18 protein-coding genes are annotated in these 25,179 nt (G+C 59.5%); 8 read left to right on the forward strand and 10 right to left on the reverse strand.

Annotation, left to right across the window (positions count from 1 at the left end):
• Positions 1 to 68: 68 nt before the first annotated feature.
• The 8 genes from DNI29_RS11460 to DNI29_RS25125 all read right to left on the reverse strand — a co-directional run bounded on the left by DNI29_RS11460 (position 69) and on the right by DNI29_RS25125 (position 7,501).
• Positions 69 to 1,016 (reverse strand): zinc-dependent peptidase, encoded by a 948-nt coding sequence (locus DNI29_RS11460; protein WP_110978233.1) that lies wholly within the window; start codon positions 1,014 to 1,016, stop codon positions 69 to 71.
• Between the two features lie 85 nt (positions 1,017 to 1,101).
• On the reverse strand, positions 1,102 to 3,642 hold the full coding sequence (locus DNI29_RS11465; RefSeq protein ID WP_162303587.1) for a DUF5916 domain-containing protein: 2,541 nt from the start codon (positions 3,640 to 3,642) through the stop codon (positions 1,102 to 1,104).
• A 204-nt stretch (positions 3,643 to 3,846) separates the two neighbouring features.
• Entirely contained in the window at positions 3,847 to 4,674 is an 828-nt protein-coding gene (locus DNI29_RS11470) for a DUF4097 family beta strand repeat-containing protein (RefSeq protein ID WP_110978235.1), read from the reverse strand.
• Positions 4,671 to 5,540 carry a DUF4097 family beta strand repeat-containing protein gene (locus DNI29_RS11475; protein ID WP_110978236.1) on the reverse strand — a complete coding sequence of 290 codons (870 nt, stop codon included), beginning with the start codon at positions 5,538 to 5,540 and terminating at the stop codon, positions 4,671 to 4,673. Before DNI29_RS11475 ends, DNI29_RS11470 begins: the two co-directional genes overlap by 4 nt.
• On the reverse strand, positions 5,488 to 6,423 hold the full coding sequence (locus DNI29_RS11480) for a zf-HC2 domain-containing protein (RefSeq protein ID WP_110978237.1): 936 nt from the start codon (positions 6,421 to 6,423) through the stop codon (positions 5,488 to 5,490). Before DNI29_RS11480 ends, DNI29_RS11475 begins: the two co-directional genes overlap by 53 nt.
• Complete coding sequence (locus DNI29_RS11485; RefSeq protein ID WP_110978238.1) at positions 6,398 to 6,943, reverse strand: RNA polymerase sigma factor; 546 nt, start codon at positions 6,941 to 6,943, stop codon at positions 6,398 to 6,400. Before DNI29_RS11485 ends, DNI29_RS11480 begins: the two co-directional genes overlap by 26 nt.
• A 195-nt stretch (positions 6,944 to 7,138) precedes the next feature.
• The gene (locus DNI29_RS24920) at positions 7,139 to 7,306 is read right to left on the reverse strand and encodes a hypothetical protein (protein WP_238388067.1); all 168 of its coding nucleotides are present in this window, start codon (positions 7,304 to 7,306) and stop codon (positions 7,139 to 7,141) included.
• 60 nt (positions 7,307 to 7,366) lie between these two features.
• A complete protein-coding gene (locus DNI29_RS25125; RefSeq protein WP_262510218.1) occupies positions 7,367 to 7,501 on the reverse strand; it encodes a hypothetical protein in 135 nt (44 codons plus the stop codon).
• Between the two features lie 222 nt (positions 7,502 to 7,723).
• On the opposite strand from DNI29_RS25125, the gene DNI29_RS11495 reads away from it, so the two are divergent.
• The 8 genes from DNI29_RS11495 (at position 7,724) to DNI29_RS11530 (ending at position 23,067) form a co-directional block, all read left to right on the forward strand.
• Positions 7,724 to 8,335 (forward strand): RNA polymerase sigma factor, encoded by a 612-nt coding sequence (locus DNI29_RS11495; RefSeq protein ID WP_110978239.1) that lies wholly within the window; start codon positions 7,724 to 7,726, stop codon positions 8,333 to 8,335.
• A 152-nt stretch (positions 8,336 to 8,487) separates the two neighbouring features.
• Positions 8,488 to 9,516, forward strand: a complete 1,029-nt coding sequence (locus DNI29_RS11500; RefSeq protein WP_110978240.1) for a FecR family protein — start codon at positions 8,488 to 8,490, stop codon at positions 9,514 to 9,516.
• A 176-nt stretch (positions 9,517 to 9,692) separates the two neighbouring features.
• Entirely contained in the window at positions 9,693 to 12,992 is a 3,300-nt protein-coding gene (locus tag DNI29_RS11505; RefSeq protein WP_110978241.1) for a SusC/RagA family TonB-linked outer membrane protein, read from the forward strand.
• Positions 12,993 to 13,012: 20 nt separating this feature from the next.
• Positions 13,013 to 14,497: a RagB/SusD family nutrient uptake outer membrane protein gene (locus DNI29_RS11510; RefSeq protein WP_110978242.1), complete on the forward strand. Its 1,485-nt coding sequence runs from the start codon at positions 13,013 to 13,015 to the stop codon at positions 14,495 to 14,497.
• Between the two features lie 73 nt (positions 14,498 to 14,570).
• On the forward strand, positions 14,571 to 15,938 hold the full coding sequence (locus tag DNI29_RS11515; RefSeq protein WP_110978243.1) for a glucoamylase family protein: 1,368 nt from the start codon (positions 14,571 to 14,573) through the stop codon (positions 15,936 to 15,938).
• A gap of 169 nt (positions 15,939 to 16,107) precedes the next feature.
• The gene (locus DNI29_RS11520) at positions 16,108 to 17,868 is read left to right on the forward strand and encodes a family 43 glycosylhydrolase (protein WP_110978244.1); all 1,761 of its coding nucleotides are present in this window, start codon (positions 16,108 to 16,110) and stop codon (positions 17,866 to 17,868) included.
• Between the two features lie 164 nt (positions 17,869 to 18,032).
• Positions 18,033 to 20,357 carry a beta-glucosidase BglX gene (bglX, locus tag DNI29_RS11525; RefSeq protein WP_110978245.1) on the forward strand — a complete coding sequence of 775 codons (2,325 nt, stop codon included), beginning with the start codon at positions 18,033 to 18,035 and terminating at the stop codon, positions 20,355 to 20,357.
• 583 nt (positions 20,358 to 20,940) lie between these two features.
• Positions 20,941 to 23,067 (forward strand): glycoside hydrolase family 97 protein, encoded by a 2,127-nt coding sequence (locus tag DNI29_RS11530; protein ID WP_438834627.1) that lies wholly within the window; start codon positions 20,941 to 20,943, stop codon positions 23,065 to 23,067.
• Positions 23,068 to 23,235: 168 nt separating this feature from the next.
• On the opposite strand, the gene DNI29_RS11535 is transcribed toward DNI29_RS11530, so the two are convergent.
• Both DNI29_RS11535 and DNI29_RS11540 read right to left on the reverse strand, forming a co-directional pair.
• Positions 23,236 to 24,327 carry an alpha/beta hydrolase gene (locus DNI29_RS11535; RefSeq protein ID WP_110978247.1) on the reverse strand — a complete coding sequence of 364 codons (1,092 nt, stop codon included), beginning with the start codon at positions 24,325 to 24,327 and terminating at the stop codon, positions 23,236 to 23,238.
• Positions 24,328 to 24,363: 36 nt separating this feature from the next.
• Entirely contained in the window at positions 24,364 to 24,990 is a 627-nt protein-coding gene (locus DNI29_RS11540) for a DUF1349 domain-containing protein (RefSeq protein WP_238388068.1), read from the reverse strand.
• Positions 24,991 to 25,179 lie beyond the last annotated feature (189 nt).

Below are 25,179 nucleotides of genomic sequence, written 5' to 3' on the forward strand. Positions count from 1 at the left end.
AGGTTATCAGACTTTCTACAAAAAAGGAAAGATGGCTTCAGCGGGCCTCTTGCCATAACGCGGGGAACCTACGCTGCTGCCGGTTCCTGCTGCAATAAGTGGCAGTCTTTGTACTTCTTGCCGCTGCCGCAGGGGCAGGGCGAGTTGCGGCCGAATTTGCGGCGGGTGCGCAAGCTCCGGATCCACTCGCGCGGGTCCACGGCCAGGCGCAGGAAACGCTTCTTGGGGTTCTGGCGCAGGGCCCGGCTCAGCAGTTGGTACAGCTCGGGGTGGTGCTCCTGCAGCTTCTCGGGTTTCTCGAAAAAATACTCAGTTACCACCGCGAAGAACTCCGCCTCGTTGGTACCGGCATAGGTATTGATTTCTGAGTCGCCGGCCCGGATGGCAGCAATTTCGCGCTGCATCACGGCTTCCCACTCTGGCCGTAGCTCAGGGGGTAGGGCCAGGGCGGGCACTCCATCAATCACGCCATCGGCCTCATCCAGGAGGTGAGCAAACTCGTGAATGCCCACGTTTTGCTTGTCCAGGGCATCTTTAAATCCTTGCTCCAATGATGCTTTTGAGAGGCGCATGTAATGAGAGGTCTGGAAGCCTTGCACGCTACCCAGCAATGTGCCTTCCAAGCCCACAAACTCCTTGTTGGGGTCGCGCTGTTGGGTCCAGGCATCGGGCACTACCAGCACCTCGCTCAGGTTAGCATACTCCCAATCGGGAAAGCCGAATACAGGAATTACGGCCGAGGCTGCCACCAGCACCCGGGTTGTGTCATCGATGTCGGTTTGGATGCCCGTCACGCGCGTCTGGGCCAGGAAGACCTGCACCTTCTTTTCGAAGCGCTGCTTGTCGTTAGCCGTCAAGGAAAGATAAAACGCTACCCGCTCGGCCAGAATCTGGCGCCACTCCGCCGGAAACTCGGCGGCCACGGCCGCCTGCTTCAGGCGTGACTCCCGGGTGAGGTAGCGGTAAAAGAAAAAAACGACCACCGCTACTAGGGCGGCAAATAAAAGGTACTGCATGGTGTGCCTCAACGTAGGGGAGCATCGGAAGGTTGATACGGCCGGCAAACGTTGCGCGCTAGCTCCCTCGGGCGGGCAAACCCGGCTACTGCCGCCGGCGCAGGGCCAAGTAATCCAGGTAATACAGCACCTTCACGGAGAGGGAGTTATTGTGGGGCGTATTGATAGTGTTGTTGAAGTTTTCGAAGTAGAGGGGGGTAGCCCGCTCGCCCAGCAGATACGTGCTACCCGCATTCTTCCACACAATGCTTACCTGCGAGCCGGGCGCAAACCACCAGGAGAACACGGCATCCACGTTGAAGGCGTTATAGGTGTTGTCCCGGTTGCGGCGGTAATCCGCCAGGTTTTCCTGCCCATCCTTCTGCAGCACCGTGAAGTCCTGGTAGCGCACGTTGCTGGTGTAGTGGCGGGCCCGCAGTGTAAACGACATGCGGTTGGTGAAAGTGTAGGCCACCGAAGCCACGTTGGTAACGGTGGCCACGTTGCGGCGGCCCAGCATAATTTGGTCCATAAAAGGCTGATCCTGCACTTCCTCGGCGCTGAGGCCCCCGTTCACGTAGCCAACCTGGTGGCGCTGCAAGTCCCAATCGAGGCTGTAGCGGAAGGTGAGGTGGTTGTTCACGCGGAAGCGGGGGTAGAAGCCGGCCCGGTAGCGCAGGCGGCGGGGGCGGGGCAGGCGGTCATCCTCGGCGTAGTAGGTCAAGCCCGCATTCACGCCCAACGACAGACGCTTGCGCGTATCGGAATTCAGGAAGCCAATCCAGTCGGCATTAGCGGGCACCCGCACGTAATACTCGCCTAGCGGATAGGTACGCGGCTCAAAGAAATCATGCGTGGTGGGCGAGTATGTGAAGTCGTAACCCACCTGCAGGAAGTTTTTGGTGAAGGTGGTATTGAAGCCATTGTATACATACATGCTCTGGTAGCGTGTGGGCCTATACAGCAGCGTGTGGTTAATTTCTGAATAGAAACTCATATTGTTCACTTTCCAGAAAGGCTTATAAATGCGGTAGTTGGCGTAGGCGCTCTGGGTGATGTTGTTGTTGCCGAACAGAATGCCTAGGTCGTTGGGGTTGTAGTGGTCCGATTCGATACGGTGGTTGAGGCCCCAGGTGAAGTTGCCGCTGATTTTGCCCACGCCCAGGGTGTACTTGTAGCCGTTCTGGTCGTCAATAGCCTGGTCGGAGCCGAATGCGTTGCCGCGCCGCCGCGAGTATACCACGCTGCCATCCACGGCGTAGGAGTTCTTTTTGTTGGCGAAGCGGAACAGCCCGCCCGTCACGTTGGCATCGTAGGTGCTGCCCCAGCGCGTCACGTTAGTATTGATAAGCGAAACGTAGGAGTTGTTCTTCAGCGACTGGTCCAGCACCGCAATGTTGTAGTTGCTGAAGGGCTGGGTGAGTACTGTGCGCTCTTCGCCGCTTTCGGTGTTGCGCACGGTGGCGTACACGTCGTTGCTGAGGGCATTGAACAGGCCGATGCCCAGGCCATTTTTGGTACGCCCCGAAACCTTGGTGGCGTTGAGCAGGCGGGTTTCGGCCGGGTTGCGTACTAGCTTCTCGTTGTCGGCCAACCCTACCCCGTAAAAACCGATGGGCGTGGCGCCTACCCTGCGGGAATAGAATAGGTTGCCCTTGTTGAATAGCTCGGTGCCCTCGGTGAAAAACTGCCGGTTTTCCTGAAACTGCACCTCAAAAGGGGAGAGGTTGAGCACTTGGTTGTCGCTCTGCACCTGCCCGAAGTCGGGTACCAGGGTAGCGTCCAGGGTAAAGCTCTCGTTGATGCCCCATTTCACGTCGGCCCCGCCGTTGAAGCTGGTAGTGGTCCGGCGCGTGCCCTCGGCATTCAGCGGGTTGTGGTTCACGTAGCCCGATACGTAGGGTGTGAGCGAGAGGCGCAGCGGCGGTTTCAGTCCTTTCAGACCGGTCAGCTCGCCCCACTGGTTTACAAAGCCATCGACTTCGGGCTTCACCTCACTCCAGAAAAAGCCTTGGCGCAGAGCCTGGCGCTGTCGCATGAACTGCAAGCCCCACTGCTGCACTTCGGCGGTGCTGAAGCGGATGGCCGAGTAGGGGATGCGCATTTCGGCTACCCAATCGGTGCCGCGCAGGGCGGTGCGGGCGTCCCACACAGCATTCCAAGCAAAATCCTCGCCGCTGGCCGGTGAGTAGCGCGCATCGGCCTGCACCCCGCCCGCTGTTACAATAAAGCCGTAGCCATTCAGCTTATCGTGGTAGGTGTCCAGGAAGATGCCGAAGAAATCGGTATTGGGCAGGTTGTCCCGGGCCGACAGCTCTCGCTTGATAGAATCCGGCGACACATCGTGCATTACGGCCCCTACGTACAGGGCTGCGTCGTCGAAGAGGATGCGCACTTCGGTGGGGTGCTGCTCGCGGGGGCCGGGCTTAGGGCGGTTTTGGATGAAATCAGTGGCCACCGGGGCCTGCTGCCAAACCGCTTCGTCCAATACGCCATCCAGCTTAATGGCCTCGGTGATGCGAATGGCCTGCAGTTGGCGCTTAGGAGCCGTGGAGGTCGCCGGTGCCGGTCCCGTTTGCGCCCAGGCCAGAGGCAGGCACACTGCCAGCAGGATAAGAGTAACTACCAGAAGAATAGAAGTTCTCATACGCAGAATGCATAGGCGGGAAGAGAAATAAAAAGGCATGATGGGGCTGGCAGCCGCAAAAGCAGCGCTATTCAGAAAGCCAGCAAAAGGGAGAAATGAAGCGCTCTGCTGCGCCCAGCCTGACCGGCAACCAGTTGGCGGGAGTCACTCACCACCGCTACCCACGGAGGTGGCAGCTAGGGCTGGGCGCAGAGCGCGTACCGGTTACTTGGCCCGGCGGATGTAGATGTTGCCGTTCAGAGTTTTAACCATGAACTCGGGGCCGCCTCCGTTGATTTTACCGTACGTCCAGGAGTCCTGGGCCACGCGGTAGAGGCCGTCTTTGGCGGTGCGCGTTACTTTGGTGGGCGTGCTATCGGCCTTTAGGTCAAAATCGCTGTAGATTTCGCCGTGGTCCGATTTCAGCTTCACCGATACTCTGGCCCGGGCGGGTAGCGTCACGTCTACCTTGCCGTTGATGGTGGAAAAGGCCATGGGCGCGCCGGCAGTTACCTCCTTGAAATCGGCAATCAGCTCCCCGTTCACCGTGTTCAGCACCGCCGAACCCGCCACATCGTTGAGCCGGATAGAGCCGTTTACGTTGGATATTTCCAGCTCCCCGGCCACGTTGTCCACGGTAATGTCGCCGTTCTGTACGGTGGCCAGCTGCAGGGAGAATTGGCGCGGCACTTTGATGATGAAGTCCACCGGCGTCTGCCAGGATTGGGTTTTCACGTACACATGGTTGGCGCGCTCCTGGGCCGTTACGTCAAGGCTGTTCACCTGCGAAATGCGCCGCATGCCCGAGGCGTTTTCAGAGGAACTGGTTTCGCGCCGCTCGTTGCGGGAGGAGGCTTCAATCACCACCTCTTTGCCTGCGTAGCCAACCACTTTGATGCCGCCGCCCACCAGCTTAAGGTGCACGGTGCCCGGCTTGCCCGGGGAGCTCAGCGGCACCACCAGCTGCTCTTTACTCGTCTGCTGGGCCTGGGCCGCTTGCAGGCTGAGCAGCGTGAGGAGGGCAAAAAAACTGCGAAAAAGGAGCTGGTTCATCTGGTTTGCTGTTTGATGGTAACGTCGCCGTTCAGGGTTTCCAGGCGAATATCAGGCCCGCCCTTTCCTAGCCGTACGGCCGTTTCTTTGCGAATCTTGTAGGTAGTGCCGGCAGCTTTCCGTTCAGTATTCTGAGTAACCTGCACAGGTAGCACCTGCGTCTGCGGGAAGTCGGTGTACAACTCCCCGTGCATGCTTTTAAAGTAGAGGTCGGCGGATGCCGTGGGCGGATAGCTCACCACGATGTTGCCGTTGATGGTCTTATAGGAAGCGGCGGTCGAGGGTGCGGCCGTGAGGGCTACTTCCACTTTGCCGTTTACCGTGTGGGCTTTCGAAACCTGCTGGACGTTTTGCAGAGAAATGCCCCCGTTCACGTTGCTGGCTTGCACCAGCCCGTTCACATTCTCTACCTGCACCTCACCGCCATTCACCGTTGAGACGGTCACGTTCATGCCCTGGGGCACTTTCACCGTGAAGTCGAAGTTGAATTGGTAGTGCCGATCCTCGCTGCTCCAGTTCTGGTTGCGACGCGGGCGGGAGTCGAAGGGCCCTTGCTGGTACACTACCAGGCTGTCGTTGCGCTGCAAAAAGCCCAACTGTACTTCTTTCTGGGCCTGGGCCAGTGAGGCGGCGTCTTCGGCTTTCAGAGTTTTAGTAGCTTCCACCTCTATTTTGTTGCCGCTGCTGCCTACAATCCGCACCGAGCCCATGATGTTGTAGAGGGCCAGGGTGCTGCGGCCGGCATCGGCGGTCAGGGTAAAGTCACGGCTGATTTTTTCCGTGGCTTCACGGTTCTGGGCTTGCAGTGAGCAGCTAGGTAGCCACAGAAGTGTCCAGAGTACCAGGGTTATCGGGAAGGGTTTCATAAGAGTTTGAAGAGGTTGGCGGGGCCGCGGGGGCCCGCTCGTGGGACAAAGACTGAATGCTTTGCTCGATTTTGTTTTTCACTTGCTCGTTAAGGTTATCCTGTTGGAGCAGCTTGCGCAGGGGGCGTACCGAGCGGCGCTCCTGCAGCTGCACCATCAAATCGGCCAGGGCCGACTGCACGAGCGGAGACTCCTGGTAGGCCAGGGAGCGAACCAGCCCTAGGCGCACCGTGGGGTCGTCGGCCAGACCGGCCAGCGCATCCAGGGTAGCCAGGCGCACGTTCACGTTGGGGTCTTGGTTGAGGGTGCTGAACAGCGCCGCCAGCACCCGTTCGTTGGTAGGGGCCACTTCCTGGGCGTCGCTCACAGCTTGCAGACGCTGCACGGCCGAGGGGTTGTTGAGCCGGGAAATGAGGCCTACCTGCCGGGCCGTAGCCTCGGCAGGGGCCGACGGGGCTGCCTGAGCCAAGGACTCGTCAGCCCCAGCGCCCATTTCGCGTCCTTTCAGCCCATACCCAATGCCCAGGCCCACCAGCAGCAATACCGCGCCGTACGCCAGGCGCTGGGCAAAGGCGGGCTGCCACCACTCCCGGAGCCGCTGCAGCAGCCCCTGCACCGACCAGCGCTGCCGGCGCTGCTCTTCGGCCTTGAAGTCGGCCAGCATGGCGTAGAAGTTGGGTCGAAGCTCCTCGCTAGGCGCCGGTACCGGCAAAGCGCCCATGTTCGTCCAGAGTTGCTGCAGCGAGTCCAGCTCGTGCTGGCAGCTGGGGCACTGCGCCAGGTGGGCGGCCATGGTTTGCTTGTCCGTTTCCGGCAATTCACCCGCTAGCCAGTCCATCAGCTCCTGCTGCACTTCCTCACAGTTTCTGAACCTTGCTTCCATTATCCAGTTGCAAATAGATGTCCTTCAATTGGCAGAGGGCCCGGTGCGCGCGCACCTTTACAGCCCCTACCGTGGTGTTGAGCAGCTGCGCTATCTGCTCGTATTTCAACTCCTGAAACCTGCTCAGCACCAACACTTCGCGCTGGTCGGGGCTGAGGCGGGCCATGGCTTGGTGGAGCTGGGCCATTTCCTGGGTGCGCTGCAGGTGGGCGTCGGCCGATGCGCCACCTGCAATTTTCTCAGCCCAGTTCGCAATGTCTTGGTGGTGAGCCGAGGGTTTATTTTTCCGGGCCGTATCCGCCAGCACGTTGCGCGCCAGGTGATACATCCAAGTTCGGAATTCACCTTCCCCCGAGAAGGTGTGCCGGTATTTCAGCATGCGGTAAAATACCGTCTGCACCAAGTCCTCGCTGGCCGTGGCGTTGCTGGTTGAGTGGTAAAAAAAGGCTAGCAACGGCCGGTGGTAGCGCTCAAACAACAGGCCCATTTTCTCCACCTGACCAGCCTTCACCTGGAGCATGAGCGAGTTGTCGGTAAGAGAGTTCAAGGCGTTGGCTGGTGAGTGAGTGGCGAATTCGGGCGTGGAAACTTCGCCTTTTGAGGAAGGTTACAGCCAACTGGTAAAATATTTTTCCGAAAGCACCCGGTAGTGGCATAAGCTGTCAATTCAGCGCCATAATCAGGTAAAATGCACACGAACAAAAGCCTCTCAGTACTATAGTATATCCTCCCTTAGATGCTCCCGGAGCCGCTCGCGCAGCAGGTCCTGCAGAATGTGGTCCATGAACTGGAATTTACCGGGAATGCGCAGGTTGATGATGCGCTTCCCGGCCAGCTCCTCCCGAAACTTCTGCTGCAGAATCTCAGTGTGTCGGCGCTCCATCACCAGCACCACATCGGCCCAGCCCAGGTGGCCGGCCGTGACGCGTACCCGCGCGCCCGGTTACGTGCCGGCCGAGCGGGCTTCGTAGTCGGGGTGAGCGTCGAAGAGGCGCTCGGCCGTGAGGCTACGCCAGCGGTTCTGGCTGCAGATAAACAGGAGCTTACGCGGAGAAGAATCAGATAGAGGAAGAGCCACGAATACACACGAATAAAAAGAAAGCAGAGGACTGTGGGGCGGCAAGATAAGGCGCGCACCACCTACCCCCGCGCTGCCAACAGACCCGCCGTTGCGTATAGTACGGAGCAGCTTCCGATGCCCGGCCTGCCCCGGCTCATTTAGTGGCCGTTGAGTACCTTGCCGTTCCCGTGGCTTGGAGGTTGCCGCCAAGATGAATAAGTTAGTTTTTCCGCACGGCCCATGTCCTCGTTGTCTTCCTCCTCGCCTAAGCACCACCAGCTGTACGCCGCCTGGACCGACGAGGAGCTGGTGCGGGCCCTGCACCAGGATGATTCACTGGCCTTCGCCGAAATATATGAGCGGTACTGGGAGCTGCTGCTAGGAACGGCGTACCGCAAGCTGAGCTCCCGCGAAATGGCCGAGGAGCTAGTGCAGGACTTGTTCGCGGCCCTTTGGCTAAAACGGCACACCCAGGAAATTCAGACGCTGAAAAGCTACCTGCTGAAGGCCGTGAAGTACCGCGTGATTGATGTGCTGAAAGCGCGCCTGACCCAAACGGCGTATCTGGAGCACACTCGCCTGCACACCACGCCCGAAGACCACAGCACCGAAGAAACCGTAGCAGCCGACGACCTTTCCCTGGCCCTGCTAGCCAGCCTGATGACCATGCCCGAGCACACGCGCGAGGTATTTCGTCTGAGCCGGCTGGAGCATCAGTCGGTGCCGGAAATAGCGGTGCGCCTGAATCTTTCCCGCAAAACGGTGGAGTATCATCTTACCCGTGCCCTGAAAGCGCTGCGCGTAAGCCTGCGCGATTTTTTGACGGTAGTGATGCTCGGGCTCTGGTCGTAAAAACTAGTAAATCAGCAGCTTTAGACTGCCCTTGTTCCGGCGCTAGGATAGCGGCCGGTTTTTTTATGAATTTTTTTCGAGGGGAGGCTAGGGTACCGTGCCAGTTAATCGACTGTATCAATAGCCGCCTCCTGTTTTTCCGCTGAATACATATGAATCAAGCTTACTTACTCCACTTATTGCAGCGGTACCAGCAAGGCGAGTGCACCCCTGAGGAGGCGCGGGTGGTGGAACAATGGTACGAGCTGCTGGGCCATGAGCAGCCGCCCCTGATGCTGGCCGCAACGGAACGGGAACAGCTGCGGGCCTTACTCTGGCAGAACATTGAAGCGCAAACCCAGCAGTTAGCTGTAAGCCCGTCGGCTGGCCGCCCCTGGTACGCCGGAGCGGCACGCTGGGCGGCTGCCGCGGCCTTGGCGCTGGGGCTGGGGGTAGGTGCCCAGCAGATACTCACCCGTCAATCGGCCCCGCCGGTAGCCGTGAAGCCGTCGGTGCACCAGGCCTCGGGCTGGCGAACCTACGTCAACGCTACTACCCAGCCCCAGACGGTGCGCCTCACGGATGGAAGTATGGTGCAGGTTTCGCCGCAGGGGCAGCTGAAATATCCGGCTCGTTTTGCTACCCAGCACCGCACGGTGTATCTGAAAGGAGAGGCCTTCTTCACCATTGCCCACGACAAAGCGCATCCGTTCCGGGTGTACACCCAAGAGGTGGTAACCACCGTGCTGGGCACCAGCTTCCTGGTGCGGGCGCCCGAAGGCACCGCGCCGGTAGTGGTGAAGGTGCGCACCGGCCGCGTGCAGGTGAACCCGTTGCGGGAACCAGCCGCTACCCCCGCCGCCCGCCGCAGCATTGTGGTGCTGCCCAACCAGCAGGCCGTGTACCTGCCGGCGCGCCACGAGTTGCAGCGCGAGTTGGTAGCCCAGCCGGTACAGCTGGCGGCCCAGTCCTTCGTGTTCGACGACCGACCCGTGGCCGAAGTGTTGGACGCCCTGCAGAAGGCTTATGGTATTGCCATAGAATATGATAGCAAGGCGCTAAGAAACTGCACCGTGACGCTGAATCTGCAGAATGAGTCGCTCTATGGCAAGCTCGACGTACTCAGCAAAGCCCTGGGGGCTTCCTACACCGCCTCCGAAACACACTTGATATTCCGAAGCCCGGGCTGTGCAGCCCGCTAGTCTTTTCTCTCCCAGAAACCCCACCCTAACCCCCGGCTGCCTATGCTCTAGTCGTTCCCTCATGCACCAGTTCCTGGCGGGTGCGGCCACTACCGCCTGGCGCTTCAGATGACGCCCGCTGCCTGCCCTCGCGACCTGTCCCATCATCGTGAGTTTCCCCAATTCCCACCTTTCGCATGAAAAATCCCCTACACATTTCCCCGCCGCTGCTCAAACGGGCTGCCTTGCTGCAGCCCTTGTGCATCACTTTGCTCAGCAGCAGTATTGCCACGGCCACCGCGCTGCCATCCTATTCGCAGCAGTACCTGGAGCAGCCCGTTAGCCTGCAGGCGCAGGACGAGACCATGCACGCGGTGCTCACCCAGATTGAAACCCAGACCAACATCCGTTTCCAGTACAGCCGCCAGCTGATTGGGGCCGGGCGCCGGGTATCTATTCAGGCCCAGAATCAGCCGTTGGGCCAGGTGCTGCACCGCCTCTTCGACCCGCTGCATATTGCCTACGAGCCCCTACCTAGTGGCATCGTGCTCAAGCCCGCTGCCGCTGCCGACATTACCGTGAGTGGGCGGGTAGTAGATGAGAAAGGCGCCGGGTTGCCGGGCGTGAACGTGGTAGTAAAAGGTACCACCACCGGCACCCAAACCGACGGCGACGGCCGCTACACCCTCACGGCCCCCGATAATGCCATCCTGGCGTTTTCGTTTGTGGGCTACACCATTCAGGAGGTGCCCGTGAACGGCCGCACCACCGTGGATGTAAACCTGGCCCCCGACTCTCAGTCGCTGAACGAGGTAGTAGTAGTGGGCTACGGCACCCAGCGCAAAGCCGATGTGACGGGCGCCATTGGCTCGGTGAAAGCCGAGGACATTGCCAACCGCCCCGTAGCCAATGCCGAGCAGTCGTTGCAGGGCAAAGTGGCGGGTGTAACCATCACCTCCAACTCGGGTAGCCCCGGCGCGCCACCCAGCATCCGTATCCGTGGGGTTACGTCGGTGCGCTCGGCTGGTGAAGACAACGAAGCGGCCAACCAGCCCTTGTTCGTGGTCGATGGCATGTTTACCAACAACATCCAGTACCTGAGCCCCTATGATATTGCTTCCATCGAAGTGCTGAAAGACGCTTCGTCGCTGGCTATTTACGGGGTGCGGGGCGCCAACGGGGTTATCATCGTGACGACCAAGAAAGGGCAGTCGGGCAAGGCGCGCATTTCGCTCAATGCCTACGCGGGCTACCAGGAAATAGCCAAGCGGGTGAAAATGGCCAACGCCCAGGAGTACCAGACCCTTCTCAACGAAGCCATCCTGAACACCACGCCCAACTCCACCGACCGTTTCCGCGGCCCCGGCTACGACTTTGGCGGGGGCGTGAACTGGTTTGATGAGATTCTGCAGAAGGGCTTCATTCAGGATTACCAACTCAGCGCCTCGGGCGGCTCGGAGCGCTCCAGCTACAGCATCAGCGGGGGCTATAACAAGCAGCAGGGTATTGTGAAGGGGCAGGACTTTGAGCGCATCAATTTCCGCATCAACAACGAGTACCGCCTTACGGACCGGGTGAGGGTAGGGGCCAACGTGGCCGTGAGCCGCATCAAGGAAAACATCATCCCCGGCTCGGTATTCGGCAACGCCTACAACGCCGACCCCGCCCAGCTGGTAACCAACCCCGCTACGGGCGTTTATAGCTACTCCAATAACCAGAGCGTGGCCAACCCGGTAGCGCAACTGGCTTATAACAATGAGCGCAACAAGGGCGGCCGCCTGGTGGGCAACCTCTACGGCGAAGCCGACCTGCTCAAAAACCTGACGTTCCGGACCAGCTTCGGTACCGACCTGGGCTACACCGAAAACCGCGTGTACGTGCCGGTGTACTTTGTATCGCAGAACCAGCGCAACGACCGCAGCCGCCTAAGCCGCCAAACCGCTACCAACTCAACGTGGCTGTGGGAAAACACCCTGACCTATAATACCCAATTCGGCGACGACCACCGCCTGACCCTGCTGGGCGGCTACACAGCCCAGCGCGACCAGGTAGAATCCTTGTTCGGCCAGCGCAGCGACGTGCCCGGCTACGACGAGAACCTGTGGTACCTGAACGTGGGCAATGCTCAAGGCAACATTGCCAACAACACGGCCAGCGAGTATGCCTTCCAGTCGGTGCTGGCGCGGGCCAACTACGCCCTGAAGGACCGCTACCTCGTTACGGCCACGTTCCGGGCCGACGGCTCCTCGCGCTTCTCGGAAGGCGACCGGTGGGGCTATTTTCCGGCCCTGGGCCTGGGCTGGCGCTTGTCGGAGGAAGACTTCATCAAGAACCTCGGCCTGTTCGATAACCTGAAGCTGCGCGCCAGCTACGGGATAGTGGGCAACGTGAACGTGCCCAGCTACCAGTACTACGCCCGCATCAACAACGGACTGGGTGCCATTTTCGGCCCCGGCGAAAGCCTGAACATCGGCAAAACGGAAACCAACCCCACAGTTTCGCAAATCCGCTGGGAGAAGATCAACCAGCTGGACATCGGGTTTGAGGTAGGCGTGCTGGATAACCGCCTCACGTTTGAAGCTGACTACTTTGACCGCCGCACCAACGACCTGGTTACGCAAGTGCCGGTGGCGGTGGGAGCCTTGTTTCGCAACATTGGCACCGTCGATAACAAGGGGTTCGAGTTTACGGTGGGCTGGCAGGGCGGCAATAAAGAAGGCTTCTCGTACGGCATCAACGGCAACCTTTCCACGCTCAAAAACAACATCGTGTCGTTGGGCAACGGTGGGCAGCCCATTGTGGGCGGCAGCCTCAACAACGGCAACGTGGTAACCCGCAGCGGGGTAGGCACCACCATTGGCGAGTTCTATGGCTATGATGTGGCTGGCATCTTCCAGACGGCCGATGAGGTAGCAAGCGCCCCCAACCAGCCCGGCGGCAAAGCCCTCGGCGACCTGCGCTTCCGCGACGTGAACAACGATGGGGTAGTAGACCAGCAGGACCGGGTAAGCCTGGGCTCGCCTATTCCTAACCTGACGTACGGCCTGAATACTTCCGCTGCCTACAAAGGCTTTGATTTGGCGGTAGACTTGCAGGGCGTGGCCGGCAACAAGATTTACAACGGCAAAAAGGCCGTGCGCTTCACGAACGAGAACTTCGAGGCCTCGCGCCTAGACCGTTGGACGCCCAGCAACCCGTCCACCACGGAGCCGCGCGTATCCAACAACATTCCCCAGGTTTCGAGCTACTTCATTGAGTCGGGGTCGTTTGTGCGTTTCCGCACCATTCAGCTGGGCTACACCATTCCGCGCAGCCTTACGGAGTCGTTCGGGGTAGGGGGCGTGCGCTTCTACGTCAACGCGTTCAACCCCTTCACCTTCACCAAGTACACGGGCTTCTCGCCCGAGGTCGGAGGCAACGATGCCGGACGCGGCATTGAGTTGAACGTGGTACCCGTGACGCGTTCCTACAACGCGGGGATCAACATTTCTCTGTAACCCGAAAGCAGCGCGACCTCATGAAAGCGAAACATTATATCATTGCCCTGGCCAGCCTCTCGCTGACGCTGGCAACCAGCAGCTGTAAGGATTTCCTGGACACCGAGCCCCTGGGTGAGGAGCTCAGCGAAAACTTCTTTGCTACCCCCGATGGCGCCGTGCAAGCCACCAACGCCATCTACAACCAGCTGCGCGATTTTTCGGTGCACACGTTCTCCTTCGTGGGCATCACCAGTGTGGCCTCTGATGATGCCGATAAGGGTAGCACCCCCGGCGACGCCCCGGCTATGGGCGAGCTTGACAACTTTACGGCTACGGCCGCCAACGGCCTGCTCGACGGGTTCTGGCAGGGCCACTACCTGGGTATTGCCCGGGCCAACCAGGTAATATTGCGGGTACCGCCCATTCAGATGGACGAAGTGGTGAAGGCCCGCCTGATTGGCGAAGCCCGGTTCCTACGGGCCTACTTCTACTTCAACCTGGTGCGCACCTTTGGCGGCGTCCCGATTATTAATGAGCTACCCCCTCGCGACGGCAGCAACTCCTCCAAGCCCCGCGCCAGCCGGCAGGAAACCTATAATTTCATCATCGAGGACCTGAACGCGGCCATTGCGGCGCTGCCGGAGCGCTCGGCCTATGCCGCCGCCGACCTGGGCCGTATTACCAAGGGTGCCGCCCAGGGCATGCTGGCGAAGGTGTACATGTACCAAGGCAACTGGGGGCAGGTGCTCACCCTTACCGATGAGATTATTGCTTCGGGCCAGTACAGCCTGTACAGCGACTACGCCCGCCTGTTCACGCTGGACGGCGAGAACTCCAGCGAGTCGATTTTTGAGGTGCAGGCGGCTACCCTAGCCCAGGGTGGTGGTGGCTCGCAGTACGCCGAGGTGCAAAGCCCGCGGGCGCCTATTCCTACCGGCGGCTGGGGCTTTAATACTCCCTCCGAAAACCTTAATGCGGCCTACGAGGAAGGCGATACGCGCCGTGATGCGACCATCATTTATGCCGGTGAAAACCTGGGCGACGGCGTAACCATCCCGACGGTGATTGACAACCCGCGCTACAACCAGAAAGCCTACGTGCGCGCTACCGACCCTCGCTCGCCAAACGGCCTGGGCGATGCCGGCAAGAACATCCGGATTTTGCGCTACGCCGATGTGCTGCTGATGAATGCCGAGGCAGCCAATGAGCAAGGGCAGACCGCCAAGGCCCTGACCAACCTCAACCTGGTACGCAAGCGTGCCCGCGGCACCAGCACCACGGCCCTGCCCGACATTACGATAACGGACCGCGAAGCCCTGCGCCAGGCCATCTGGAAGGACCGCCGCCTGGAGTTGGCTATGGAGCACGACCGTTTCTGGGACCTGGTGCGCCAGGGCCGGGCGGGTGCCGTGCTGCGGGCCGCGGGTAAGAACTTCGTGGACGGTAAAAACGAGGTGTTCCCCATTCCGCAGGCCCGCATCGATGTAAGCGGCGGCCTGATTGCCCAAAACCCCGGCTACTAAGCCTAAGTCAATAAAAGCGTCGGGGCAGTCATTCGCCCCGACGCTTTTTCGTTCTCTCTCTTCCTTTCCACCCATGAAGTATCGTTTCCTCTTTGCGTTTCTGGCGCTCCTGTTGCCGGGCGTGTTGTGGGCTCAGCAGAAGCCTGCCGCTAAAAAGGCGCCGGTTGCTACCCCTGCTTTCAACCCCAGGCAGCGCCCCAAAAACCTCACCGATGAGCAACTGCTGGACCTGGTGCAACGCCAGACGTTCCGGTATTTCTGGGACTTTGGCCACCCCGTATCGGGCATGGCGCGGGAGCGGAGCAACCGTTCCTTCGACTACGGCGACGAGGTAGTAACCACTGGCGGCACGGGCTTCGGTATTATGGCCATTATTGTGGCGGCTGAGCGCAAATGGATTTCTCGGGAGGAGGCAGCGGCCCGCATCTACAAAATCGTGCGGTTCCTGGAGAAGTCGGATTCGTTTCATGGGGTGTTTCCGCACTGGCTGAACGGGGCCACCGGCAAAACCATCCGCTTCAGCCAAAAGGATGATGCTGCCGACCTGGTAGAAACGTCCTTTCTGTTCCAGGGCCTGATTTGCGCCCGCCAATACTTCACCGGTGAAAGCGCCACGGAGCGGGATTTGCGCAACCACATCTTGTGGCTGTGGGAAGGGGTAGAGTGGAATTGGCACACCCAGGGAGGGCAAAACGTGCTCTACTGGCACTGGAGTCCCAACAACGGCTGGAGCATGAACCACCAGATTCACGGCTGGAACGAGTGCCTGATTACCTACGTGCTGGCAGCTTCCTCGCCCAAATACGCCATTGATAAGAAGGTGTACGACCAGGGCTGGGCTACTGGGAATTACTTCAAAAACGGCAAGGAGTTCTACCAAACCAAGCTACCCCTGGGGTTCGACTACGGCGGGCCGCTGTTCTTTTCGCACTACAGCTTCCTGGGCCTCGACCCCCGCGGCCTGAAGGACCAACACGCTGACTACTGGCAGCAAAACCAGGCTCACACCCGCATCAACTACGCTTACTGCGTCGATAACCCCAAGAAATACAAGGGGTACGGCCCCAACAGCTGGGGGCTGACGGCTTCCGATAGTTATAAAGGCTACGCCGCCCATTCGCCGACTGAAGATCTGGGCGTGATTTCACCCACGGCTGCTTTATCGGCCATGCCCTACGCGCCCAAGGAATCCATGGCGGCTCTGAAGCACTTCTACTTTGAGCTGGGCGACCAGATCTGGAGTCAGTACGGCTTTGTGGATGGCTTCAGTGAGCACCACAACTGGTACGCCAAGTCGCACCTGGCCATCGACCAGGGGCCCATCGTGGTCATGATTGAAAACCACCGCACCGGTCTGCTCTGGCGCCTGTTTATGAGCAGCCCCGACGTACAGCGCGGGCTCGGGAAGCTGGGCTTCGAAGGCGCGGCGGTGAAGAAGTAAGCTGTTGATATGCCCAAAGGCATCACTCTGTTCTTTCTGTCATCCTGAGCGGGAGCGAAGGACCTCTGCCGTTAGTAATGCCTTTTGCATAGGTGCTTCGCTCTCGCTCAGGATGACAGGTGGGAGTGGTCTGGTTAAGAATGTGCCCGCCAATTTCCTACCCCCATCCATGCGCCAAACCCTACTTCTGTGCCTGGCTGTAGTGCTAAGTCTGGCTGCCCAGGCCCAGCCCACGGTCAGCCCGGGCGGGCAGCGCACGTACTGCAACCCGCTCAACCTCGACTACGGCTATACGCCCATCCCGAACTTTGCGGAGGCTGGCCGGCACCGCGCCACCGCCGACCCGGTCATCACCCTGTACAAAGGCGACTACTACCTGTTCAGCACCAACCAATGGGGCTACTGGTGGAGCCCCGACCTGTACAGCTGGAAATTTGTGCCTCGTCACTTCCTCAAGCCCGAGCACAAGGTGTATGATGATTTGTGCGCCCCGGCCGTGTTCGTGCTGGGCGATACGCTGCTGGTGTACGGCTCAACCCAGGAAAAGAACTTCCCCATCTGGATGAGCACCAACCCCAAGGCAGGGGAGTGGAAGGAAGCCGTGAACCCTTTTCAGGTAGGGGCCTGGGACCCGGCCTTTTTCCTGGACGATGACGGCAAGCTGTACCTCTACTGGGGCAGCTCCAACGTGTATCCGCTTTATGGGCAGCAAATCAGCCGCAAAACCCTGCAGCCCATCGGGCAGCGCAAGGAACTGTTCAAGCTTAATGACGAAAAGTTTGGCTGGCAGCGCTTCGGCGAATACTTAGATAACACGTTCCTCGACCCCTTCATGGAGGGTGCTTGGATGACTAAGTATCAGGGAAAGTACTACTTACAGTATGGCGCGCCGGGCACCGAGTTCAGTGGCTATGCCGACGGCGTGCAGATAAGTGACAAGCCGCTGGGCCCTTTCACGCCCCAAAAACACAACCCTTTTGCCTACAAGCCTGGCGGGTTTGCCCGCGGAGCCGGCCATGGCAACACGTTCCAGGATACCTGGGGCAACTGGTGGCATTTATCGACTATGGTTGTCTCGGTAAAAAACAATTTCGAGCGGCGCCTGGGTTTGTGGCCTGCTGGCTTCGATAAGGACGGGGTGCTGTACTCGAATACCGATTTCGGTGACTACCCCCACTACCTGCCCAAAGGCCCCGAAGACCACCTGCAAAGCCGCTTTACGGGCTGGATGCTGCTGAACTACCAGAAGCCGGTGCAGGCCTCCTCTACCCTGGGCGGCTACCTGCCCAACTACGCCGTTGATGAGAGCATAAAAACCTATTGGAGCGCCAAAACAGGCAACAAAGGCGAATTTTTGCAGACAGATCTGGGCGAAGTAAGCACCGTGCACGCCATCCAGATAAACTATGCCGACCAGGACGCGGAGTTTCTGGGCAAGCAGCAGGGTACCTACCACCAGTACCGGCTTTGGGAGTCGAAGGATGGTAGGAAATGGAAGCTGCTGGTCGATAAAAGCCAGAATAAAACGGACGTCCCGCACGACTACATTGAGCTGCCAAAGCCAGTGCAAACGCGCTTCCTGAAACTTGAAAATATCCACATGCCCACTGGTAAGTTTGCGCTTAGCGGACTACGAATTTTTGGCAAGGGGAATGGTTCGGCGCCCAACCAAGTCAAAGGTTTTGTAGTATTGCGCACCGAGAAGGACAAGCGCAGTGCGTGGCTAAAATGGACTCCTTCCGACGATGCGTATGCCTACAACATCCACGTAGGCGTGGCGCCCGACAAGCTCTACAGCTGCATTATGGTGCACGGAGCCGCTGAATACTACTTCAAGGGCATGGACAAAGACCTGCCGTACTACTTTACCATCGAGGCCCTCAACGAAAACGGCGTTTCCGCGCGCACTCCCGTCGCGGAAGTGAAGTAAGCGTACGGTTTCGCTTGGTTTTACGGGGTAGTAACATAGCAGTAAAAAACCGTGTCATGCTGAGCCCCGCGCAGCATGACACGGTCTTTTAAGGTTTCCGAAGGGTTTTCCAATCCATTGCCCACCTGAATTTCGCCTATTCCATATTTCCTTTCCATTCCCACATGAAACGAGTTTTTCGTACCGCTTTGCTCATGTCGCTGGGGCTGCTCGCGCCGCAGCTGCAAGCCCAGAAACCAGCTACCACCACGACTACCCGCGCAACGGCCGCCGATGAGCAGAAGATGAACAAGTTCATCTCGGACCTGATGCAGAAGATGACGCTGGAAGAGAAAATCGGCCAGCTGAACCTGATTACCGTGGGCTTCGACGTAACAGGCCCGGTAGTAAGCAAGGACGTAGACGCCAACATCCGCAAGGGCAACGTGGGAGCCGTGCTCAACACCTTTACTCCCCAGGCGGCCCGCAAGCTCCAGGAAATGGCCGTGAAAGAGTCGCGCCTGCATATTCCGCTTATCTTCGGCTACGACGTCATCCACGGCCACCGCACTATCTTCCCCATTGCCCTGGGCCTGGCTTCGAGCTGGGATTTGACTGCCATTGAGCGCAGCGCCCGCATTGCCGCCGAAGAAGCGTCTGCCGACGGCCTGAACTGGGTGTACTCGCCCATGGTGGACATTGCCCGCGACCCGCGCTGGGGCCGCATTAGTGAGGGCTCGGGCGAGGACCCTTACCTGGGCTCCCAGATTGCCCGCGTGATGGTGCACGGCTACCAGGGCGACGACCTGAGCAAGTCCAACACGGTAATGGCCTGCCTGAAGCACTTCGCCCTGTACGGCGCCGCCGAAGCCGGCCGCGACTACAATACCACCGACATGAGCCTGGTGCGCATGTTCAATGAGTACCTGCCGCCCTACAAAGCCGCTCTCGACGCGGGTGCGGGTTCGGTCATGTCGTCGTTTAATGACATCAACGGCGTGCCTGCCACCGGCAACAAGTGGCTGATGACGGACCTGTTGCGCAACCAGTGGGGCTTTAAGGGCTTCGTGGCTACCGACTACACGGCCATCAACGAAATGACCGCCCACGGCATGGGCGACGATGCCCAGGTATCGGCGCTGGCCCTGAACGCCGGCATCGACCAGGACATGGTAGGGGAGATTTTCCTGCGCAACCTGGCCCAGAACCTCAAGGACGGCACCGTGAAGCAGGAGCAGATTGATGTAGCCTGCCGCCGCATTCTGGAAGCCAAGTGGAAGCTGGGTTTGTTTAAAGACCCCTACCTCTACACCAACGAGAAGCGCGCCAAGGCCACGATGATGAAGAAGGAGTTCATTGCCGATGCCCGCGACATTGCCCGTAAGAGCATGGTGCTGCTCAAAAACAGCAACAACGCCCTACCCCTCAAAAAGCAGGGAACCATAGCGTTGGTAGGGCCCTTGGCTACCCGCCAGCGCGACATGATTGGTAGCTGGAGCGGAGCCGGCGACTGGAAACAGGCCGTGTCTTTGGAACAAGGCATCCGGAACGTGGCCGGTAATGGTGTGAAGATTGTAACGGCCCAGGGCGCCAACTTCACCGATGACCAGCAGATGATTGACCGCCTGAATGCTCACGGCGGCGAACTGAACGTAGACAAGCGCAGCTCCGAGGAAATGATCCGCGAAGCCGTGCAGGTAGCCCAAAGCGCCGACGTGATTGTGGCCGCCGTAGGGGAGAGCCAAGGCATGACGGGCGAAGCCGCCAGCCGCGCCGACATTGGTCTGCCCGGCCAGCAGCTGGAGCTGCTCAAGGCCCTGAAGAAAACCGGCAAGCCGCTGGTCATCGTGCTGATGAGCGGCCGGCCGATGACGCTGCCCTGGGAAGACAAAAACGCCGATGCCATCCTAGAAACCTGGTTTGCGGGTACCCAGGCCGGCAACGCCATTGCCGACGTGCTGTTTGGGGCCTACAACCCCTCGGGCAAGCTCACGGCCACCTTTCCCCAGCACGTAGGCCAGATTCCGCTCTACTACAACCACAAAATGACCGGCCGGCCCTACCAGGGCGTAGCGCTGGACAAGTACAAGTCGCGCTACATGGACGTGAGCAACGATCCGCTCTACCCCTTCGGGTACGGCCTGAGCTACACCACCTTCGAGTACGGCAAGCCCGAGCTGAGCACCACCACGGTCCCCATGAACGGCACGCTGGAGGTGAAGGTAACCCTGAAAAACACCGGCAATTACGATGGCGAAGAAGTAGCCCAGCTCTACATCCGCGACATGGTTGGCTCTATTTCGCGGCCCGTGAAGGAGCTGAAAGGCTTCCAGAAAGTGATGCTGAAAAAGGGCGAGAGCCGCACGCTCACCTTCCGCCTTACGCCCGAAGACCTGAAGTTCTATAACGCCAACCTGCAGTTCGTGGCCGAGCCCGGCGACTTCCAGGTGTTCGTGGGTGGCAACTCCCGCGACGTGCAGACGGCCGCCTTCAAGCTGGCTGCTCAGTAAGGGGTAGGCACTACCTGCGCCTTGTTGTGGGACGAGCGCGCGGGGGCTTCCGGAAACCACTTTGCTAATAGGGGAGCGGGTGGGTGATCCGGAAGCCGATTCCAACAGAAGCGCGAAGTTTCCTCGAAGGAAGCTTCGCGCTTCTGTTTTCAAAGCACTGTCATTCCGAGCGGAGCGATGAATCTGGGTTTCCCTCAGGAAGCTGAATTATATTCCTCGCTCCGCTCAGGATGCTACTGGCTGAGTGGACCGTGTGGCGTAAACAGCCCCCCAACAGAACGTCATTCCGAGCTGGTCGAGGAATAACCGTTTTTCTCTGCTGTCCACATGGACTAGAACTAGGTTGCTGCTTACGATGGACCGACTAACTGCCATTTAGTCAATAGCGCACGGAAAGCAGACAACCCGGACGTAGCAGGCCGCCCGGAAGAGCTTCAACTTGCTGCTGCGTATCTTCCCGTGCTTCCTTTGCGGGGCAAGCTGCGTCGAACCTTCTCTTTTCCTTCCCACCATGCTTATTGACCGCATAAGCTGGTCGGCTTCCTTCAGGAAGCAGGCCGGCGCTCAAGTCCTACCTTCCGCCTTGCCGCAACCTCTTCGCCGTTTCAGCCGCGGCGTGCTGCTGCTCTGCGGCCTATTGTTGTGCAGTGCAGCCGAGGCCGAAGATATTCAGTCGCCGAACAAGCAGTTCACGCTCAGCGTGAACGTGCAGGAGGGCGGCGTGCCTACCTATAGCCTCACCTACAAAGGCCGGCCCGTGCTGAAAACCAGCCGCCTGGGCCTGGATCTGAAAAACACGACCTCGCTGACCAGCGGCTTCACCCAAACCAGCGCCGAGCGTCGCACCTTCGACGAAACCTGGCAGCCGGTGTGGGGTGAAAGCAAGAACATCCGCAACCACTACAACGAGTTGGCGGTGACCTTAACGCAGGCCCAAACCAACCGGGTGATGCGGGTGCGCTTCCGCCTGTTCGATGATGGCCTGGGCTTCCGCTACGAGTTTCCCCAGCAGAAGGGCCTCGACTACTTCACCGTGAAGGAGGAGCGCACGCAGTTTGCCCTGGCCGGCGACCACAAAGCCTTCTGGCTGCCCGGCGACTACGACACCCAGGAGTATAGCACCGTTACCTCTAAACTCTCGGAAGTGCGCGGGCTGATGAAGGCGGCTACTACCCCCAACGCCTCCCAAACTCCCTTCTCGCCCACCGGCGTGCAAACGCCCCTGATGCTCAAGAGCCAGGACGGGCTCTACATCAACATCCACGAAGCGGCCCTGATCGACTATTCGGCCATGCACCTGGAGCTGGACGACAAGAACATGGTGCTGGAAAGCCACCTCACGCCCGACGCGGTAGGGGACAAGGGCCTGCTTCAGACCCCGGCCAACTCGCCCTGGCGCACCGTAATTGTGAGCGACAAAGCTGGCGACATTCTGCTCTCCAAGCTGGTGCTCAACCTCAACGAGCCCACCAAGTTCAAGGACGTATCCTGGATTAAGCCGGTGAAGTACGTAGGCGTGTGGTGGGAGATGATTACAGGCAAAAGCACCTGGTCGTACACCAACCTGGAGAACATCAAGCTCGACTCGGTGGACTACCGCAAGGTGAAGCCCAACGGTACCCACGGCGCCAACACGGCCCATGTGAAAGAGTACATTGACTTTGCGGCCAAGCACGGGCTGGATGGCGTGCTGGTAGAAGGCTGGAACACCGGCTGGGAAGACTGGTTCGGCAAGCACAAAGACTACGTGTTTGACTTCGTGACTCCCTACCCCGACTTCGACGTGCAGGAGCTGAGCCGCTATGCCCAGAGCAAGAACGTGAAGATCATCATGCACCACGAAACCTCGGGCTCGGTGCGCAACTACGAGCGGCACCTCGACTCGGCCTTCCAGTTCATGAACAAGTACGGCTACAACGCCGTGAAAACCGGCTACGTGGGCGACATCGTGCCCCTGGGCCACAAGCACTACGACCAGTGGATGATCAACCACTACAACTTCGTGCTGGAAAAGGCGGCCAAGTATAAAATCATGGTGAACGGCCACGAAGCCGTGCGCCCCACCGGCCTCTCGCGCACTTACCCCAACCTGATCGGCAATGAGGCCGCCCGCGGCACTGAGTACGAATCATTTGGGGGCAACAACGCCGACCACACCACCATTCTGCCCTTCACCCGCCTCATCGGCGGCCCCATGGACTACACGCCGGGTATCTTCCAGACCCGCGTTAGCGCCTACAACCCGCAGAACAACTCCTTCGTGCACAGCACCCTGGCCCGGCAGCTGGCCCTGTACGTGACCATGTACAGCCCTCTGCAAATGGCCGCCGACCTGCCCGAAACTTACAACAAGCACCTCGATGCCTTCCAGTTCATCAAGGACGTAGCCGTGGACTGGGACGACACCAAGGTGCTGGAAGCCGAGCCCGGCGACTACATCACCTACGCCCGCAAAGCCAAAGGCAGCCCCAACTGGTTTATCGGTAGCACCTGCGACGAGCGGGGCCGCACCTCCAAAATCGACCTGAGCTTCCTGGAGCCCGGCAAGAAGTACGTGGCCACCATCTACGCCGACAAGAAGGACGCCCACTACGAGAAAAACCCGCAAGCCTACCAGATCCGCAAGCAGAACGTGACCAGCAAAACCAAGCTGAGCCAGTACTGTGCCCCTGGTGGCGGCTACGCCATCAGCGTGATGGAAGCCAAGTAGCCCGCGGCGGCTAGTCTTAGTTAAGCAAAATCCCCGGCAGGAATCACTTGATTCCTGCCGGGGATTTTGCTTTGAGGTGTAGATGGTGAGAGATGTAATTGCCAAGAACGTGTCATGCTGAGCGGAGCCGAAGCATGACACGTTCTTGGCAACTTCCTAATTGTCAATTTAATCAAACTGCAACCGCTGGTTGAAGAACGGCAGGAGCTTCTGGTATAGGCGGCCGTCGCGGCCCATGATGCGGTTGCCGTGGTTACCCTCGTAGCTTTCGGCGGAGTGCGGAATGCCGTAGGCTGAAAGCTGCATATCCAGCGTGCGACAGGCAGGCGGGATGTGCTGAAACTGGTCCTGCTCGCCCCAATCGAAAGCCAGGCCGCGCAGCTGGCGCAGGCTGGCTAGGTGCTTCGGCAGCAGCGCTACGGGCGAGGCCGCGCCCCATTGGGCCAGCACCGCGTCGCGGTGGGCGAGGCTGTCGGGGCCAAAGGAGCGGGGTAGGGCCGCGCCGAAGGCACCTTTTCCCGGAGTAGGCGAGAAGGCGCGGGCGCAGGCTACCAGCCGGATAGCGTTAAAGTCAGACTGAATAGCTGCTCGGCTCTTGGCCCGGCTGGCCGCGTCCTGGCTGGGCCGGGCCGACATCCACTCGGGGTGCGGGGCCGCGAAGCCTGGGCTCAGGGCGTAGGCTGCGGCGTACGTACCGGGGTAGAGCATAGCGAGGCGTAGCGTGCCGTTGCCGCCCATGGAGTGCCCCGCCAGCCCCCGGCTAGCCGGTTTGGCTAGGGTGCGGTAGTTCTTATCAATGAAACTTACCAGCTCTTTGGCAGTGAAATCAGCCCAGGGGCCATTGGTGGCGGAGTTGGTGTAGAAGCTGCCCTGGAACAAGGTCTGCTCGTTGGGGGCTACCACAATGACCGGGCGAATCTTCCCGTCGGCAATGGCTTGGTCTAGTAGTTCACCCAAGCCGTCGGCGTGAAAGAGCAGGCTGTCGCTCCAAGTGAAGCCGTGCAGATAGTAGACTACGGGGTAACGTTTGGCGGCATTAGCCTCGTAGCCAGCGGGCAGGTACACACTTACCCGCCGCCGTGGGTTTTCCCCGCCAGGGTTGCCTTTCAGCAGCTTGGAGTCGAGATAGGTAACTACTACGCGGCCCTTGGCGGGCGCCTGCGCTATGGCGCTGGCCGAGAGGCCCAGCAGCAGAATGGATAGCAGCGCCAGATACCGCCGAAGGGCTCGGGCTGGAAAGGAGAGAAACAAAGTTGGCATCGAGAGAAGAAGCGGAGTGTAGGAGATTAGCCGCGCTTATTTGGCCTTAGCTACGGGCATAACCGAAAAGTCCTCGAACTCCACGGGGAAGCCTTTGCCATCGGGGGCGGCGCACATCAGGCCAATCTGCACTTTCTTGCCCGGGGTGGGCGGGAAGTAAGCCAGGCGCAGCATCTTGAACTCCTTGTTGTCAAAGGAATACTGAATTTCCACGTAGTCGCCTTTGCGCAGCAGCGTCAGCCACACAGCCGGCGGGCTGTCCTGGCGGGGCACCACCGACCAATCCGACACCTCGCGCGTAACGACAGCACTCATGTTCTGGACGCCATTTACGTATTCAATACCCGTCTTGATCCAGTTCTTCTCGTCCAGCCGAATCATCAGGCCGGCTTGGTCGTACAGCTCGCGGTAGTGGCCCACTACCTTCACCTTGGCCATAAAGTCGCCGGCCTGCTCCTGGTAATAGAAGTGCCCATTGTCGCGGATGAAGCCGTAGTGCGTCACGCGCCAGAAGTCAGTGCCAGCCTCTACCTGCACCTGGAGCTTATTGTCTGAAACGGTAGCCTGCTTGGGCGCATGCAGCCAGCGCAACGAGGTGAGAGATTGGGCAGAAGCGGACATAACGGCGCCAGTGGTTAGGATGGTCAGCAGGAGTGCTTTCATTTAATGGGGCGAGCAAGAAGGAAAAGGAAGTACGCAAATGTAAAAACGGGCCGCTTCTTGGTGAGAAGCGGCCCGTTTAGGGATTGATGCTGGCGTTAATTGACGACCAGGGTCATGATGGAGTGGGGTCGGCTGGTGGCCTGGGCGGCCTGGCCTTTGATCCAGAGCTGGAAGGGCTGCTCCTGGTTG

The organism is Hymenobacter sediminis (assembly GCF_003231285.1).
Classification (GTDB): domain Bacteria; phylum Bacteroidota; class Bacteroidia; order Cytophagales; family Hymenobacteraceae; genus Hymenobacter; species Hymenobacter sediminis.